This window comes from Stenotrophomonas sp. TEPEL (assembly GCF_004348785.1).
In the GTDB taxonomy this organism is placed as follows: Bacteria; Pseudomonadota; Gammaproteobacteria; order Xanthomonadales; family Xanthomonadaceae; genus Stenotrophomonas; species Stenotrophomonas indicatrix.
Window position 1 is genome coordinate 1,123,995 of sequence record NZ_QQXJ01000001.1, and the last position, 14,924, is coordinate 1,138,918.

At 68.1% G+C, this 14,924-nt stretch carries 16 protein-coding genes; 7 read left to right on the top strand and 9 right to left on the bottom strand.

What is annotated here, in order from left to right:
• On the top strand, window positions 1–2,711 hold a 2,711-nt coding region (locus TEP_RS04960), incomplete at its 5' end, for a S8 family serine peptidase (RefSeq protein ID WP_240790631.1).
• 82 nt (window positions 2,712–2,793) lie between these two features.
• Here the strand turns inward: TEP_RS04960 and TEP_RS04965 are convergent.
• Window positions 2,794–3,891, bottom strand: a complete 1,098-nt coding sequence (locus TEP_RS04965) for a Glu/Leu/Phe/Val dehydrogenase dimerization domain-containing protein (protein ID WP_132824485.1) — start codon at window positions 3,889–3,891, stop codon at window positions 2,794–2,796.
• 272 nt (window positions 3,892–4,163) lie between these two features.
• Here TEP_RS04965 and TEP_RS04970 point away from each other — a divergent pair, with 272 nt between their 5' ends.
• On the top strand, window positions 4,164–5,243 hold the full coding sequence (locus TEP_RS04970) for an HDOD domain-containing protein (RefSeq protein WP_132824486.1): 1,080 nt from the start codon (window positions 4,164–4,166) through the stop codon (window positions 5,241–5,243).
• Between the two features lie 3 nt (window positions 5,244–5,246).
• Here TEP_RS04970 and TEP_RS04975 read toward each other — a convergent pair whose 3' ends face one another.
• The 3 genes from TEP_RS04975 to TEP_RS04985 form a co-directional block, all read right to left on the bottom strand.
• A complete protein-coding gene (locus tag TEP_RS04975; protein WP_132824487.1) occupies window positions 5,247–6,815 on the bottom strand; it encodes a phospholipase D family protein in 1,569 nt (522 codons plus the stop codon).
• A 104-nt stretch (window positions 6,816–6,919) separates the two neighbouring features.
• Entirely contained in the window at window positions 6,920–7,618 is a 699-nt protein-coding gene (locus TEP_RS04980) for an RNA pseudouridine synthase (protein WP_132824488.1), read from the bottom strand.
• Window positions 7,619–7,664: 46 nt separating this feature from the next.
• The gene (locus tag TEP_RS04985) at window positions 7,665–8,165 is read right to left on the bottom strand and encodes a M48 family metallopeptidase (protein WP_132824489.1); all 501 of its coding nucleotides are present in this window, start codon (window positions 8,163–8,165) and stop codon (window positions 7,665–7,667) included.
• Window positions 8,166–8,226: 61 nt separating this feature from the next.
• On the opposite strand from TEP_RS04985, the gene TEP_RS04990 reads away from it, so the two are divergent.
• Both TEP_RS04990 and TEP_RS04995 read left to right on the top strand, forming a co-directional pair.
• A complete protein-coding gene (locus tag TEP_RS04990) occupies window positions 8,227–8,784 on the top strand; it encodes a DUF2058 domain-containing protein (RefSeq protein ID WP_132824490.1) in 558 nt (185 codons plus the stop codon).
• Window positions 8,785–8,890: 106 nt separating this feature from the next.
• The gene (locus tag TEP_RS04995) at window positions 8,891–9,157 is read left to right on the top strand and encodes a DksA/TraR family C4-type zinc finger protein (protein WP_132824491.1); all 267 of its coding nucleotides are present in this window, start codon (window positions 8,891–8,893) and stop codon (window positions 9,155–9,157) included.
• A 620-nt stretch (window positions 9,158–9,777) separates the two neighbouring features.
• Here the strand turns inward: TEP_RS04995 and TEP_RS05000 are convergent.
• Both TEP_RS05000 and TEP_RS05005 read right to left on the bottom strand, forming a co-directional pair.
• Entirely contained in the window at window positions 9,778–10,371 is a 594-nt protein-coding gene (locus tag TEP_RS05000) for a mechanosensitive ion channel family protein (protein WP_025879067.1), read from the bottom strand.
• Window positions 10,372–10,406: 35 nt separating this feature from the next.
• Entirely contained in the window at window positions 10,407–10,586 is a 180-nt protein-coding gene (locus TEP_RS05005) for a hypothetical protein (RefSeq protein WP_032977115.1), read from the bottom strand.
• Window positions 10,587–10,712: 126 nt separating this feature from the next.
• On the opposite strand from TEP_RS05005, the gene TEP_RS05010 reads away from it, so the two are divergent.
• From TEP_RS05010 to TEP_RS05020, 3 genes are read left to right on the top strand one after another with little or no spacing between them, the layout of a single operon-like run.
• Window positions 10,713–11,291, top strand: coding sequence for an RNA polymerase sigma factor (locus tag TEP_RS05010; protein ID WP_132824492.1), 579 nt, complete (start codon window positions 10,713–10,715; stop codon window positions 11,289–11,291).
• Window positions 11,288–11,812, top strand: a complete 525-nt coding sequence (locus TEP_RS05015; protein WP_132824493.1) for a hypothetical protein — start codon at window positions 11,288–11,290, stop codon at window positions 11,810–11,812. Before TEP_RS05010 ends, TEP_RS05015 begins: the two co-directional genes overlap by 4 nt.
• A 12-nt stretch (window positions 11,813–11,824) precedes the next feature.
• Window positions 11,825–12,703 (top strand): DUF4097 family beta strand repeat-containing protein, encoded by an 879-nt coding sequence (locus tag TEP_RS05020; protein ID WP_132824494.1) that lies wholly within the window; start codon window positions 11,825–11,827, stop codon window positions 12,701–12,703.
• Between the two features lie 49 nt (window positions 12,704–12,752).
• Here the strand turns inward: TEP_RS05020 and TEP_RS05025 are convergent, their stop codons facing one another.
• From TEP_RS05025 to TEP_RS05035, 3 genes are all read right to left on the bottom strand, one after another.
• On the bottom strand, window positions 12,753–12,935 hold the full coding sequence (locus tag TEP_RS05025; protein WP_025879072.1) for a hypothetical protein: 183 nt from the start codon (window positions 12,933–12,935) through the stop codon (window positions 12,753–12,755).
• Between the two features lie 11 nt (window positions 12,936–12,946).
• Window positions 12,947–13,240: a YkgJ family cysteine cluster protein gene (locus TEP_RS05030; protein WP_051501656.1), complete on the bottom strand. Its 294-nt coding sequence runs from the start codon at window positions 13,238–13,240 to the stop codon at window positions 12,947–12,949.
• Window positions 13,241–13,468: 228 nt separating this feature from the next.
• Window positions 13,469–14,830, bottom strand: a complete 1,362-nt coding sequence (locus TEP_RS05035; RefSeq protein ID WP_132824495.1) for an Hsp70 family protein — start codon at window positions 14,828–14,830, stop codon at window positions 13,469–13,471.
• Between the last annotated feature and the right edge of the window lie 94 nt (window positions 14,831–14,924).

Sequence of the window (14,924 nt, forward strand, 5' to 3'; positions counted from 1 at the left end):
CCCCCCCGGTTACCCCGCCGCCCGCCGCCAGACCGCTTGAGCCGGCCGTGGATGCGCATCTGGCACAGACCAACGCGCGTGCGGCACAGGCCAGTGGCGCGACCGGCCGCGGCGTGCGCATCGGCATCGTCGATTCGGGCGTGCTGCGCAGTGCCGAGGCGCTGAACGGACGGGTGGTGGCCAACTTCAACTACATCGACCCGAGCCGCAACAATCTCAACGTCGATGACGTGCTTGGCCATGGCACGGCCGTCGCCAGTCTGGCGGCCGGTGTACCGGTGGGGGTCTGGCCCGGCGGCATCGCACAGGGTGCGGAGATCGTCTCGGCACGCATCATTTCCGACACCACGCCCAAGGATGACGGCAGTGGCCGGGGCAATTCCTTCAGCGGCACGCTGGGCGTGGCCGGGGTCCACCAGGACCTGATCAACTACGGCGTGAAGGTGATGAACAATTCCTGGGGCGGCCTGTACTGGACCGACCTCGGCACCACCGCACAGGTCGCGGGCGAATACCGCCCCTTCATCATCAATCACGGTGGCCTGGTGGTGTTCGCCGCAGGCAACGAAGGGCGCGACCAGCCCAGCAGCGTGGCCGCGCTGCCCAGCCAGCGTGGCGTCGGCGGATCGCTGCCGGCAGCCGACCTGGAGAAGGGCTGGCTGGTGGCCACCGCGATCGATCCGAACAAGCCCGGTGAGCGTGCACCGTGGGCGAATGCCTGTGGCGACGCCGCACGCTATTGCCTGACCGCTCCCGGCAGCGCGGTGTTCCCGGAGCCGGGTACCGGCAAGTACCTGTGGAACTACGGTACGTCCTTCGCCGCGCCGCTGATCTCCGGCGCCGCAGCGCTGGTCTGGCAGCGCTATCCATACTTCGACAACGACCTGGTGCGGCAGACCCTGCTCGGCACCGCCACCGACATCGGCGCGCCGGGCGTCGATCCCATCTACGGCTACGGCATGCTCAACGTCGGCAAGGCGGTGAACGGTCCCGGCCGCTTCGACTGGGGCGATGTCACGGTCAATGTCGACGCGGCCTCTTCGGGCTCGATCTGGAGCAACGACATCACCGGCACTGGTGGCCTGATCAAGCGCGGCGATGGCCGGCTGGAGCTGAGCGGCAACAACAGTTACAGCGGTGCGACCCGCATCGAGCGCGGCAGCCTGGCCCTGCGCGGTGGCGCCGTGATCCGTTCCAACGTGAGCGTTTCCGGTGCCGACGGTGCCTCGATGGCCGGCCTGCAGTTCATGCCCGGCACGCCGCGGGTGATCGGCAACGTCGACAACGGCGCCAGCGTGGTGCTGGTCAACGCCAACACCACCGCGACCATCGAAGGCAATTACAGCCAGCGGCCGGATGCGCAGCTGATCGTCGCACTGGGTGTGAACGCGCTGCAGGTGACCGGCACCGCGCGCCTGGCCGGCGGCGTGGTGGTCGATGGCATCGTGTCCGGCTACGTGCCGCAGGTCGGCAGCCGCCAGGGCCTGGTCCATGCCAACGGCGGTATCAACGGCACGTTCACCACGCCGGTGGCCAACACTGGCGCCAACGGCCTGACCCTGCTGCAGGCGCAGTACGGCTATGGCAGCAACGACGCGTGGATGGACCTGACCCAGGTCAACGTTTCGGCAGCCGCATCGGGCCTGGGCGCCAATGCACAGGCATCGGCACTGCGGGTGCAGTCGGCCTTCACCGCGCTGGACCGCAATGCGGATCTGCAGGGCTCGGCGTTCGGCGTGGCCGCAGGTGCGCTGCAACGTACGTCTGGCGGAACCGACGGCCTGTCGGCGAGCCTGGAGAGCTTGTCCGGACAAGCGCATGCACGCGCTGAAGCATCGACCTTCGACAGCGTGGACATGTCGCGCCGCGCGGTTGCCGAGCGCTTCGACCGCGTGCAGGCTGCGCCCAAGCTGCGTGGCGCCTGGCAGAGCGCGCTGGGCGAAGCCGGGCAGGGCAGCTTTGCCGGTAACGCCGCCGACAGCCAGGGCTGGATGGCCGGCCAGGACGTGGCACTGGGCAGCAACGGCCTGCTGGGCATGGCCTTTGGCGAAACCCGCAGCAACGGCGGCAGCAACTTCAGTGGTGATCGTGGGCGTGACCGCCAGGCGCAGGCGCAGCTGTACGCCGGCTGGAACCTGGGGCGTGGCTATGCGCTGGCCCAGTTCGGCACCGGCCAGTTCACCCGGGAACTGGATCGCCAGTTGCTGCTGGGTGCCGGTGCCTACGGTGTGTCCGCGCGTTACGGCGGGCGTTTCAGCAGTGCCAGCGTCGAAGGCGGCTACCGTTTCGGGCGCATCGGTGCGTCGTTGACCCCGTACCTGGGGGCCAGCAGCACGCGCCTGGATACCGATGGCTTCAGCGAGCAGGGCGGCTTCGGCTTCGGCCTGCGCGGTGAAGCGTCGCGTTCACAGCGCAGCCAGATGCTGGCGGGCCTGCGGGGTGAGCGGCAGTGGGGGCGCTGGACGCTGCGCGGCCATGCCGAATGGCAGCAACGGCTGGATGGCGGTGAGCAGGCCTGGCAGGCAAGTTTCGTTGGCGTTGATGCCTGGGCGCCATTGGCCGGTGTTGACGCACCGCGTGGCAGTGCCTTGTTCGGCCTGGCGCTGGAATCGTGGTGGGGCCGCAATGGCCGCCTGAGCCTGGGTATCGACCAGCGCGTGGGTGGCGATGATGCACGTCAGGCGGCGCTGCGCTACAGCACCGGTTTCTGATCATGGCGCCGGGCTTGCCCGGCGCGTTCATCCGGCGGTGCCGACCCCTCGTCGGCACCCGTCCGGTTGCCGAGGGCGGCGCTCAGCCGCCGCGCAGGTCGCCCAGGCGCGGCGTGCTGCGGCCCAGCGGCATCTTCAGTTTGCCGATCGACAGGATGCGCGCTTCTGCGATCCGGTCAGCCGCGCGCTGCGGGGCGATGTTCTCGCGCTGCGACAGTTCGAAGATGCGCGTCAGGTTGTGGTAGATGCTGCGGATCAGCCGCATCGCGCGCTCGCGGTTGTAACCGTCGATTTCCAGCGACACGTTCATCACGCCAGCAGCGTTGACCGCGTAGTCAGGGGCATACAGGATGCCGCGCGCATGCAGCTCGTCGCCGATCTCCAGGCTGGACAGCTGGTTGTTGGCGGTGCCACAGATGATCTTCGCCTTGATCCGCGGCAGCGTGTCGGCGTTGATCGCGCCTTCCAGCGCGCACGGCGCGAACACATCGGCGTTCACTTCGTGGATCTCGTCCGGCTTGACTGCCTCGGCGCCGAAATCGTTGACTGCACGATCCACCAGCGCGCTGTCCAGATCGGTCACGTACAGCTTGGCGCCACGGTCGCGCAGCAGCTTCACCAGTTCCATGCCGATATGGCCCAGGCCCTGCACCGCGATGCTGGTCTTGCCCACTTCCTCATGGCCGAACTTGAAGCGCATCGAGGCCATCAACGCCTGCAGCGCGCCATAGGCGGTGAACGGCGCCGGATCTCCCGAACCGCCATGGACCTGGTGCACGCCGGTGACGAACTGGCTCTCCAGGTAGATGTTCTCCATGTCGTTGACGTCGGTGCCGACATCCTCGGCCGTGATGTAGCGACCACCCAGCGAATCGACATAGCGGCCGAACGCGCGGAACAGCACTTCGGTCTTGTCGGCCTTGGGGTCGCCGATGATCACGGCCTTGCCGCCACCGACATTGAGACCGGCCAGTGCATTCTTGTAGGTCATCGTGCGGCTCAACCGCAGCACATCGGCCAGCGCATCGTCGGTGCTGGCGTATGGGCGCATGCGCACCCCGCCCAGGGCAGGGCCCAGGGTGGTGTTGTGGATGGCGATGATCGCCCGCAGGCCGGCATCCTGGTTGTGGCAGAACACCACCTGTTCGTGGCCGGTGGTTGCGAGGGTTTCGAATAGCATGGGGTCTCCGATGGCGCGATCAGCGGTGAACTGCGGCGAACTGCCAATGAACGGTAGGGTCCGAAAACAAAAAAAGCGACGTCGTCGGTACAGGGGGACGGGTCGCGCGGCGCCATTCTAGTCCATTCGCCCGGGATATGCCGTCGACGCCGGAGGCGCCCGGGTTAAAGAAGATGAAAGTGCGGCCGATGCTGCGACGACGGCAGGTCGCCGGATGTGATGAAGGCGCAGGGGCAGGCAGTGGCAGCAACACAACGACAGGATGGGCGGCGATGACCGCAGCGTGGTGGCGATCTGTGCTTCGTTGGCTGTCGCAGCTGACCGGGCAGGCCCCGTCACGCCTTGCCGCAGCCCCCCGCCAGGCCGTGGCCGCCGCAGCGGCCAGCCTGCAGGGCGATGCCCTGCCGGCAGCCGAGGTCGCCGGCCACCTGCAGCGCGGGCTGCATGCGCTGGCACTGTATCCGCGCCTGGCCGGCGAACCGGCGGCGGTCAGCGCGTCGGGCCTGGCCGAGGCGGTGGACCGGGCGCTGCAGGACCGCGACTGGGCTACCCGACAGCTGCCGCGGCGCCCGCAACTGCTGCCGCAGCTGATCCAGACGGTCAATGACGACGTTGCGTCGGCGCGGGTGATGGCCGCGATCATCGGCCAGGATCCGGTGCTGACCGGCAACCTGCTGCGGATCGCCAACAGCCCGGCCTACAAGGTGCACGAGCGGCCCGTGGAAAGCCTGCAGCGGGCGGTGACCCTGGTCGGTACCGAAGGGGTGCGGCAGATCATCAGCGCCGTGCTGGTGCAGCCGGTGATGCAGGTGCAGTGCGAGGTGTTCCCGCAGTTCAGTTCGATCATATGGGAGCACGCCCTGCTGGCGTCGCGCGCGGCCGCCGACCACGCCCGCACGGTCACCTCCGGGGATGCCTTCGCTGCGCAATGGCTGGGCCTGGTGCAGGGCCTGGGCGCGGCGCTGGTCATGCGTCAACTGCTGCAGGAAGCACAGGTGCGTGGCGAAGAAGTGGAGCCCGCGCTGGCCCTGCAGTTGCTGCAGCAGTGGTCACTGCCGTTGGCGCAGCGGGTGGCAGCAGCGTGGGAACTGCCCGAACCGGTGCATCAGGCCTTGGCGCCCGATGCAGACGGTCCGCTGGCCGACAGCCTGCGCCTGGCCAGCGCCGCTGCGGCGGCCAGCCTGCTGTGCCGGCACGGGCATGCCAGCCAAGGCCGCATGCTGGCCTTGCTGGAACAATTGCCGGCAGCGCCGCCACACGCGCTGCGCTGGATCTGGCGGCGCCTGCATGGGCGCAATGTGGAAACCCTGGACGAAAGCCTGCACGGCGATGGCGAGGGGAACGCCCCCTGATGGTTACAGCTGGGATTCCAGCGGCAACCAGCTGATCACCCGTGCCGTCCAGCGTTTGCCGAGGCTGCTGCCGGGCTCGGCATCGACCCAGTGTGGCGGCGGCTCGCGCTGCAGCCAGCGCAGCTGCTCATCAGCGCCGAGCGCAAGCCACCAGCTGTATTCCGGGCTGGCCAGGCGCAGGTATTCCGCACGCAGCCGTGCGCCCAGCACCGGGTCGTCGAACAGCACGCCCATCTCGGTGTTGAGATAGGCCGAACGCGGATCGAGGTTGAACGATCCGACGAACCCGCGCCGGTCGTCGACCAGCAGTGCCTTGGTGTGCAGGCTGGCGCCACTGCTGCCGAACAGGCTGCCTTCACCGCTCTGGCCGTTCGCCTTCAGTTCGTACAGCTGCACGCCGGCCTTCAGCAGCGGCACCCGGTAGCCCATGTAGCCACCGTGCACGGCAGCCACATCGTTGGCCGCCAGCGAGTTGGTCACCACGCCTACCTGGGCACCCCGGCCGGCCATCGCCGAAAGTCCGTCCAGCCCTTCGCTGCCGGGCACGAAGTACGGCGAGATCAACAGTGCCTTGTAACGCGTCGACTGCAGTTGCCGGACCAGTTCGGTGACCAGCCAGTCATCGTGTGCATCGTCGTGGTGCTTCATTGGCGGATCGGACACGATCCGTACCTGCGCACTCCAATGCAGCGGCTCCGGGCTGGGGCGCTGGCGCAGGCGCGACTCGACCACGCGCTGCACGTACGGCTGCGCCTGCGCCTGCAGGGCCTCCCGGTCGGACTGGCGAACCAGCTGCTGTAGTTGCACATCCGTATAGTTCGCCAGCGCCGAGATCGGAATCGCCGCGTCGCTGTTCCAGTAGTCGTCGAAGATCTGGTTGGCCTGCTGCACGGCCGGGCCGGCCACCACCAGGTCCAGGTCCTGGAAATTCACGTCGCTGCGCGCGCTGAAATACTCCGCGCCGATGTTGCGGCCGCCGACGATCGCGATGCGTCCGTCGGCGATCCAGCTCTTGTTGTGCATGCGGTGGTTCACGCTGAAGGCGCGCTGCACCAGCTCCAGCGTGCGGGCGATGCCGCTGCGGTTGCGGAACGGGTTGTACAGGCGAAGCTCGATGTTGGGATGCGCATCGAGCGCCATCATCAGCGCATCCTTGTCCTTGGCATTCATGTCATCAAGCAGGATGCGCACGCGCACGCCACGTTCGGCAGCGTCGTACAGCGCCTTGGCCATCAAGTGGCCGATCAGGTCGTCGTGCCAGATGTAGTACTGCAGGTCCAGGCTGCGGCCGGCGTGCTCGGTGATCATCGCGCGGGCAGCGAACGCATCCATGCCATCGCTGAGGAAGGCTACGCCCGACTGCCCGGGATGAGCGGCCTGCAGGGGCATCATCTGCCGATCGATGGGCGTCTGCGCAGGTTGCAGCGGCAGTACCTGCGACGCTTCGCCGCGCGCCTGCGGGGCCAGGTGGTCGGCCAGCAGCAGGCCGGACAGCACCAGCAGAAGCAGGGCGGCGATGATGATCGCGGCCACGCGCAGCAGGCGTCGCCAGAGGGGTTTGCGCAGACTCATGACGCCGATGGTAGATCCTGGCTACGCATGGAGGTAGACCTACGCCACGCGTGGATGAACTGCCACCGGTAGATCCACGCCATGCGTGGATGAAGCGCCGTGACTCAGAACCGCTCGTCGCTGCCCAGATACCGCCACTGGCCTACGGGCAGCGGGCCCAGCGCCACCCGGCCGATGCGCAGGCGACGTACAGCCACGACCTGCAGGCCGGCAGCCGTCACCGCAGTCCTCAGGCCCTTCGCGGTCAGTCCCTTGCCTGCAAAACGCAGGCGCTGCTCGCTCTGCCAGCTGACCTTCGGGCCGCCTGCTTCATGCTGCAGCCGGGCCATCAGCCACGGGCCACGTTCCGGGCCGCCTTCAGCCACTTCGACCAGGTACTCCTGTTCGGTGCGGCCCAGGTTGCGCTGCAGGTGCGCGAGCACCGCCGGATCCTGGCTGACCACCACCAGCCCGTTGTCGTCGGCCGGCAGCGAGGATGCCAGCTGGAGGCCGTGGAAATGCCGTTGCAGCGGACGGATGTCGCTGGCATCCAGTTCGCTGCGGGTCTCGGTGCGGATCAGCGCGCACAGGGCATCGGCCGGCACGCCCGCCGGTTTGTGCAGCAGCATGCTGGCGCGCTCGGCCTTGCTGTCGCTGGCCTGCTCGGCCACCACGATGCTGGCGCTCTCGTCCACCGGGCGCTGCGGCTGTTCCACCACTTCACCATCGACGCTGACCCAGCCGCCCTCGATATAGCGCCGCGCTTCACCACGCGGGATGCCGAGCAGGGCGGACAGGCGTTTGTCGAGTCGGGTCGGTTCCATGGCGAAAGGTCGGGCAGGGGGCGCGCAGTGTAGCCGCTACGGCGGCTCAGCGCTGGCCGCGGTTGGCCAGCTCGGTCAGGTACAGGCGGGTATCGAACTCCAGCTGCAGGTAATCCGGCTCCATGTGCTGGCACAGCTGGTAGAAGGCCTTGTTGTGGTCGGCCTCCTTCAGATGGGCTAGCTCGTGCACCACGATCATGCGGAGGAAGGCGGCTGGCGCCTGCCGGAACACGGTGGCGATGCGGATCTCGCGGCTGGCCTTGAGCCGGCTGCCGTGTACACGGGAAATGGCGGTGTGGGTCCCCAGCGCATGCTTGATGACCTCCAGCGTGTTGTCGTAGCAGACCTTGTTGAGCGGCACCGACTTGCGCAGGTAGCGGTCCTTCATGTCCTGGGTGTAGTCGTACAGCTGGCGGTCGCTGCGCACCTCATGCGGGTCGGGGTAGCGCTGCTGCAGCCAGGGGCCGAGCTTGCCCTGTGCCAGCAGATCGCTGACCTGGGCGACCAGGGGTTCGGGGTAGCCGGTGAGGTACTTCAGCACAGCCATGCAGGGGCGTCGGCGCGTCGGTAGAATGGGGCATCCAGATTACACGCGGTACGTATCAACCATGGCAAAGCCCAACGCGCTGCAGGAACAATTGCTCAAGGCCGGCCTGGCCAAGAAGTCGCAGGCCAGTGCCGCCGCGCGTGAACAGGCCAAGGCCCGCCAGGGCAAGGCCGAGTCGACGTCGGCGGAGGTCCAGCGTGAAGCTGAACGCGCCCGGGCCGAGAAGATCGAACGTGACCGCGCACTGGCCGCCGAGCGCAACGCGCAGGCCCGGCAGGCTGAGCGCAAGGCGCAGGCCAGGCAGATCATCAGCGCCCACGCCGTGCCGCACAAAGGTGAGGACGAGTACCGCTTCAGCGATGGCGCGGTGATCCGCACCCTGTTGATCGATACCAAGCTGCGCAAGGCGCTGTCGGTGGGCGTGCTGGTCATCGTGGCCCATGGCGACGGCTACGCGGTGCTGCCACGCGCGGCAGCGGAGAAGGTGCGTGAACGCGCCCCGGAAGCCATCATCGTCGACCATGGCACGCCCGGCTCCAGCGCCGAGATCTCCACCGGCAACGCCGAGGACGACGCCTACTACGCACAGTTCCAGGTCCCCGACGACCTGGTCTGGTAAGGCTGCGCTGAACCGGCCGCAGCGTCCGCCGGGCATGGCCCGGCGCTACCGATTGCGGCGGGGTGTATTGTCCCCATATCAGGCGACACCCCTGCGGAGGATGGCCATGGCTACCGGTTGGGCCGGAGATGGCGCGGTCCAGGACCAGATCGACGCCACTGTCGACGATGCGATTGCCCGCGCGCGGCGCCAGCTGCGCCAAGGCCCGGGTCTGGAACGCTGTGAGGAATGCGACGCGCCGATTCCCTCGGCGCGGCGTCAGGCAGTGCCTGGCGTACGGCTGTGCGTGAACTGTCAGCAGGCGCACGACGAAGAGGAGCAGGCGCAGAGTGGCTACAACCGCCGGGGCAGCAAGGACAGCCAGCTGCGGTGAAGGGTGGTCGGCAGGGCGGCGCCCTGCACCCGCGGTAGTGCCGGCCGCTGGCCGGCAACCTTAAGAGCAACAGCAACAGCGGCATTCCGTGGGGTGGTGGGGCGGTGTCGGATTGCGGGGACGCCGCAAGTACGTCCTTGTAGGCTTGGCAGCCGCATCCATGCGGCTGACACTCGGATTGCGGGGACGCCGCAAGTACGTCCTTGTAGGCTTGGCAGCCGCATCCATGCGGCTGACACCCCGCAATCCGACACCGCCCCNCCTTCGACAGTTNNCCGNTGTCTGGTNGATNCACGCCANGCGTGGATGAATCTCCATCGNAATCGNATATTTCGACAATTGATCGAAGAGCATCCACGCATGGCGTGGATCTACGTGTCGACCAAGGTCGACACCTACCAGCAGCAGCCGGGAATTGTCGAAGGCGGGGCACTGTGGGTTTGCGGGGTGTGAGCGGCATGGATGCCGCGACCAAGCCTCCAGGGATGGATTCACGGCGTCCCCGCACACCCACAGTGCCCCGCCACCCCACGGAATGCCGGTTTTTGACGTTGACGTTGACGTTGCCTTGGTTTGAAGGCCTCTGCGGGTGCAGGGCGCAGCCCTGCCGAACAATCCCCTCAGCCGTCGCCCTGGATGCCGCCGGGCGCCTGCGTCGGGTCGCGCCAGCGCCGCACCGTGCGCTGGAAGAACAGGTTGTTCGGCAGCTGCAGCACCGTGCCCTCGTGGCCGTTGCCGGTTTCCTGCAGCGTGGTGTAGATCAGGTTCACGTCGATCACCCGGCCCTTCAGCCCGGGCTTTTCGCCGTTCTCCAGCACTTCGATGTAGTCATGCAGGCGGAACGGTCGCGTAGTGAAGATCAGCAGCGTGCAGAAGATGTTGGACAGCACGCTCCAGGCCGCGAAGAACGCCACCGCGCCCACCGCAGCGAAACCGGTGAACGCCGTCCACAGCACCGAGGGCGATGCGCCGAGCAGGCTGAGGATGTACAGCACCGCGCTGAAATAGACCACGAAGCTGGTGATCCGGCGCGCGCCCATCACCATTTCCGGCGGTAGCGTGTAATGGTCGGCGAAGCGGCGGATCAGGCGCCGCGCCAGTACCCGCAGCAGCCAGGCGGCGAGCAGGGTGATCAGGATCTGCAGGGCGATCCCGATGTCATGCAGCCAAGGGTGGGTCCAGGCGGGCAGGTGGTCCTTCAGCGACAACATCATGGGGCGACAACGTGTGACGGAAACGGGGCTTGATGTTACCCGGCGCGTGTCGACGTTTCGACCGCCTGTGCCCAGGCAAGGCAGACAAGGTCCTGCTTGTGCTGCTGCAGGCAGGCGCGGCCGCTTTCGGCACGCCAGTGCAGGGAAACGTCGAACGCCTGCAGCAGCATGCAGGCCGCGATCGCCAGCAGGGCGGCGCAGGAAGGGCTGGACATGGGAGGCTCCTGGCCGGGCAGGCCTGCGGGGGACCTGTGATGGATGCAGCCAGGCGCGAAAAGGTTGCAACCGAAAAGCGCTCCGGAAGCTCTAAACCTTTTTCCGGCGGGCCGCATCCAACGGATATGCTCGACATCACCATGCCCGCGCCGCCTGCCGCCAACGACGTCGTCGACGAAACCGCCTTGGTACGTGCAGCGGCGGCCGGCGATACCGCTGCCTATGAACAGCTGTATCGGCAGCATGCGCCGCGGGTGTTTGCCACCCTGTGGCGGCTGTGTGGCGGGCAGCAGGCGCGTGCCGAGGATGCACTGCAGGAAGCGTTCCTGCAGGCATGGAAGGCACTGCCCGGCTTCCGTTTCGAGAGCAGCCTGTCGACCTGGCTGCATCGGTTGGGGGTGAACGCCGCGCTGATGGAACTGCGCGGTCGTGCCGCCGGGCATGACCACGACAGCCTGGACGACGTGGACGGTGGGCTGCCGGAGATGGCGGTGCACGACGGCTGCGCCGGCACCGAACGCGACCTGGAGCGCGCGTTGGCGACCCTGCCGCCGCGCGCACGTGCGGTACTGGTGCTGCACGATATCGAAGGCTGGAAACACCATGAAATCGCCGGCCAGCTGCAGATGGCGGTCGGCAGTTCCAAAGCACAGCTGCATCGCGCGCGTGGCCTGCTGCGCGCGCGCCTGGGAGACATGACATGAGTACGCACGACCCCGATCACGACCTGCTGGCGCGCCTGCGCGCCCTTCCCGCGGAACGCAGCGCCCCGGCCGATGGCTGGGAACGCCTGTCGGCGCGGTTGCCACCCCGCGAACCGGTTGCCGTGCAGGCGCCGGTGGACAACGTGGTGGCCTTGCCACTGCGCATCCGTCGACGCTGGTGGCTGCCGGTCGGCGCGGCGCTGGCAGCCAGCCTCGCGCTCTACGCGGTGGCGCCGTGGCGGCATGCGCCCGAGGCGCTGCCTGCACCCAGTGGCCTGCAGCTGCAGGCCGATGCGATGACCGAGCAGTATCGGCAGGCAGTGGCGTCGCTGCCTGATGGCACTGCGCCGGAGTGGCAGCCCGCGCTGCATGAACTGGATCGCAGTGCGGAACAGATCCGCGCCGCGATGGCGCAGGACCCGCGTGCGCCGCACCTGCTTGGACAGCTCAAGCGGACCTATGCGCTGCGGCTCGAACTGACCCGGCAGGCGGCCCAGGCCGCCTCCGGTCTGACAACCTGAGGAGACCCCCCGATGCGAACCCTTTCCCCTCTCTGCGCGGCCCTGCTGCTGGTGCCCGCCATGGCGCTGGCCGATACACGCGTCGATGAACGCCACAACATCGCCAGCGGCGGCCGCATCGAACTGAGCAATATCGCTGGCAAGGTGACCGTACGCGGCTGGGACCGCAATGACGTGCAGCTCACCGGCACGCTCAGCGACGGCCTGCAGCTGCGCCAGGAAAAGAGTGCCAACCGGGTGCGCTGGGAAATCGAGTATCCGCGACGCAGCAACACTGGCGGCGCCACCCTGACCCTCAACGTGCCGCGCTCGGTGGAGCTGCTGCTGAGCACGGTCAGTGCCGATCAGGACATCAGTGGCGTGGACGTGCGGCGGCTGCAGGCCGACACTGTCAGTGGCGACCTTGCCGCCGCCGGTCGTAGTGGCGACAGCGTGCTCAACACGGTCAGCGGCAATGTCACTGCGCGGTTGCAGACCCCACGGCTGGACGTGAACACGGTCAGCGGCCGGATCGAGGCCGGCGGGGGCGTTTCCGGGGAGATCGGTGCGCAGACGGTGTCTGGCCGGGTTGGCGTCGATGCCGGTCGCATCCAGCGTCTGGTGGTGGAGACGGTATCCGGAGGCATCGACCTGTCGGCGACCGCCCTGGCGCCGGGCGGGCGCATCAACGTCGAGTCGGTCAGTGCCTCGGTCAGCCTGCGCCTGCCGCGCACGGTGTCGGCGCAGCTGTCAGTGAACAGCTTCAGCGGCTCGATCAACAGCGACGCCGGCAAGGTGGAGCGGCCGCGCTATGGGCCGGGCAGCAGCCTGGATGCGCGGCTGGGCAGCGGCGACGGCGATATCCGCGTGCAGTCGCACTCGGGCAGTGTGCAGGTGCGCCTGGACCGCTGAGCGCGGCCCGGCAGGCCGCGGCGGCAGCGCCGCCGCGGTCGGGGGAGGGTCAGCTGGCTTTCTTCAGCGCCCAGGTGGTACCGAGAACTTCAATCTTGCCACCGCTCTTGCGGAACGCGGCCAGGTCGGAAGCGATCGAGTCGCTGTTGACCACGGTGCTGGCGGATGCGCCCTTGCGTTCGCTGCGGATGCTGTTGCTGGCCTTCGCGGGGGTCTTTGCCTTGCGGGGCATGGTTGCTCCTGTCAGGTGGAAGGGGAGGAAAGCGCGCAGGATTCAGCCTGGCGCAGGTAGTCCTGCCGCTCGCGGCGGCAGTCGTCGCCGCCCATCGAAAACTGGCGGCAGATCGCCGGGCGCTGCGAATAGATCGTGCAGCGCAGGTGATATGGATCGATCGCCGCGCACCAGCCTTCCTCGTTGCGCGCCATCACGGCACGGCCGTGTGCGTCGCGCGACAGGAACTGGCCGGGCACGTGGTCGCCGGGCTGCAGCAGGACCGGCAACCGGCAACAGACCGCGTCACAACGGCGGCAGTCGATGGGTGCTGGTTCAGCGTCAGGTTGTACGGCCACAGGGGCCTGGCGGGTGCCCAAAGCGGGTCTCGATGGCGGCTCGGGTAGTACGCGGACCATGATCGAGCCAGAGGACATGGTCGCCAGACCCGCTGGGGGTCAGGCTGCACCATGGGTACACACACCGGCGAGGCCAGCGGAAGGTGCAGCGGTTTTCTAGCCGACCAAGGGTAGCGCAGACCGCGTAACGTTTTGTTAATCCCGGCTGGCTGCCGCCAGCGCGAGGCCCTGGACGACCCCCAGCGAGGGCTCGCCGTGGACCATACGGGCGCCCGGGAAGGCCTCGGCAGCCGCCTGCCGCAGGTAGCCGGCGCGGGACATGCCACCGGTCAGGAACACCGCATCCGGGTCGCCGCCGATGTCGCTGCGGACCTTGGCCAGCAGTTCGCGGATCTGGGTCAGGTAGCCATGGGCGGCGGCGGCCAGGCCGTCGGCGCTGTTGTCCACGTGCAGGTCGCGGGCGATGTAATCCAGCGTGCTGCGGTGTTCGCTGGCACCGCTGAGGGCGATCTTGGCGCGCTCGACATCGCGGTACAGGCGGGCGGTGTTGCCGGTGTCCTGCAGTGCCTGCAGGCGCGCGCCCCACGGCGCGTCGACGTTGTCGTAGTTGTGCTGGCGGAACTCGCGCTGGCGGGTCATGTCCTGCACGGTGGCCGCTTCCACGTAGTGGTGGGTGGGCACGCGGGTGATGCCGCGGCCGAACAGCGGCATGTAGCCGGACAGGCTCAGGGCCAGGTCGATATCGGTGCCGCCGCGGGCAATACCCCAGGCACGGTGGATGCGCGGTGCCTGGCTGCCGCCCACTTCGGCGTGGGCGATATCGGTAGTGCCGCCGCCGATATCGACGATCACCGCCTGATGGCGATCGCGGCTTTCAGCGTGGTAATGCATCGCTGCGGCGGCAGGCTCTTCAAGGAAATCGATGTGGTCGAATCCGGCCTGGCTGGCCGCTTCGCGCAGGATGTCCAAGGCCTGGTCGTTGCCGGCCTCGCCGATCGAGCTGCGGAACTGTACCGGGCGGCCGAGCAGGGCGCTGCGCAGCGGCTGGCCGACCTGGGCGCTGGCGGTCAGGCGGATGTGTTCGAGGATGTGCGCGGCAATGCCGGTGATGGTCTGCCGCGCGCGTGGGTGCAGGTTGTAGCCGAGCATGGACTTCGGGCTCTGCACAAGGTTGCCTTCGTGTTCCTCGAAATACGCTTCCAGTGCGTCGTCGCCATAGACGGCGTTCTGCAGCAGGTCGCTGGCGCTGCGTTCCTTTCCGGCGCGAGCCTCCATCCATTCCCGGCGCAGGGCACGCAGTGCCTCGCGGCGCAGGGCCTGTGGCGTGCGCTCCTGGCCGGCAGCACGGGCCGCGCGGGCGGCGCTGTCGATCAGCTGCTGCAGTTCGTGTTCCTGCCCGGCGTCGAGCTGGAAATCGTCCGGGTCGGGCACCACGCCGGGGAAGTACACGCTGGTGCGGAACTGCTCGGCATCGCCGAAGCGGATCGGCAGCAGCTTCCCATCACGCACGATGGCAGCGGCGGAGTTGCTGGTACCGAAGTCGATGCCGAGGCGCATGGGGAGGTCCGGGGACGATCAGGGGCCGCGCACTCTGCTGGAGTTTGCCGCGCGCTGCAAGTTCCGGTGGCTGCCTCGGGCGGGGGGGGGGCGA

Excerpts from the sequence above, each read along its gene's own strand:
- TEP_RS04965 (WP_132824485.1), bottom strand. The coding sequence starts at position 3,891 with ATGCTATTCGAAACCCTCGCAACCACCGGCCACGAACAGGTGGTGTTC.
- TEP_RS04970 (WP_132824486.1), top strand. The coding sequence starts at position 4,164 with ATGACCGCAGCGTGGTGGCGATCTGTGCTTCGTTGGCTGTCGCAGCTG.
- TEP_RS04975 (WP_132824487.1), bottom strand. The coding sequence starts at position 6,815 with ATGAGTCTGCGCAAACCCCTCTGGCGACGCCTGCTGCGCGTGGCCGCG.
- TEP_RS04980 (WP_132824488.1), bottom strand. The coding sequence starts at position 7,618 with ATGGAACCGACCCGACTCGACAAACGCCTGTCCGCCCTGCTCGGCATC.
- TEP_RS04985 (WP_132824489.1), bottom strand. The coding sequence starts at position 8,165 with ATGGCTGTGCTGAAGTACCTCACCGGCTACCCCGAACCCCTGGTCGCC.
- TEP_RS04990 (WP_132824490.1), top strand. The coding sequence starts at position 8,227 with ATGGCAAAGCCCAACGCGCTGCAGGAACAATTGCTCAAGGCCGGCCTG.
- TEP_RS04995 (WP_132824491.1), top strand. The coding sequence starts at position 8,891 with ATGGCTACCGGTTGGGCCGGAGATGGCGCGGTCCAGGACCAGATCGAC.
- TEP_RS05000 (WP_025879067.1), bottom strand. The coding sequence starts at position 10,371 with ATGATGTTGTCGCTGAAGGACCACCTGCCCGCCTGGACCCACCCTTGG.
- TEP_RS05005 (WP_032977115.1), bottom strand. The coding sequence starts at position 10,586 with ATGTCCAGCCCTTCCTGCGCCGCCCTGCTGGCGATCGCGGCCTGCATG.
- TEP_RS05010 (WP_132824492.1), top strand. The coding sequence starts at position 10,713 with ATGCTCGACATCACCATGCCCGCGCCGCCTGCCGCCAACGACGTCGTC.
- TEP_RS05015 (WP_132824493.1), top strand. The coding sequence starts at position 11,288 with ATGAGTACGCACGACCCCGATCACGACCTGCTGGCGCGCCTGCGCGCC.
- TEP_RS05020 (WP_132824494.1), top strand. The coding sequence starts at position 11,825 with ATGCGAACCCTTTCCCCTCTCTGCGCGGCCCTGCTGCTGGTGCCCGCC.
- TEP_RS05025 (WP_025879072.1), bottom strand. The coding sequence starts at position 12,935 with ATGCCCCGCAAGGCAAAGACCCCCGCGAAGGCCAGCAACAGCATCCGC.
- TEP_RS05035 (WP_132824495.1), bottom strand. The coding sequence starts at position 14,830 with ATGCGCCTCGGCATCGACTTCGGTACCAGCAACTCCGCCGCTGCCATC.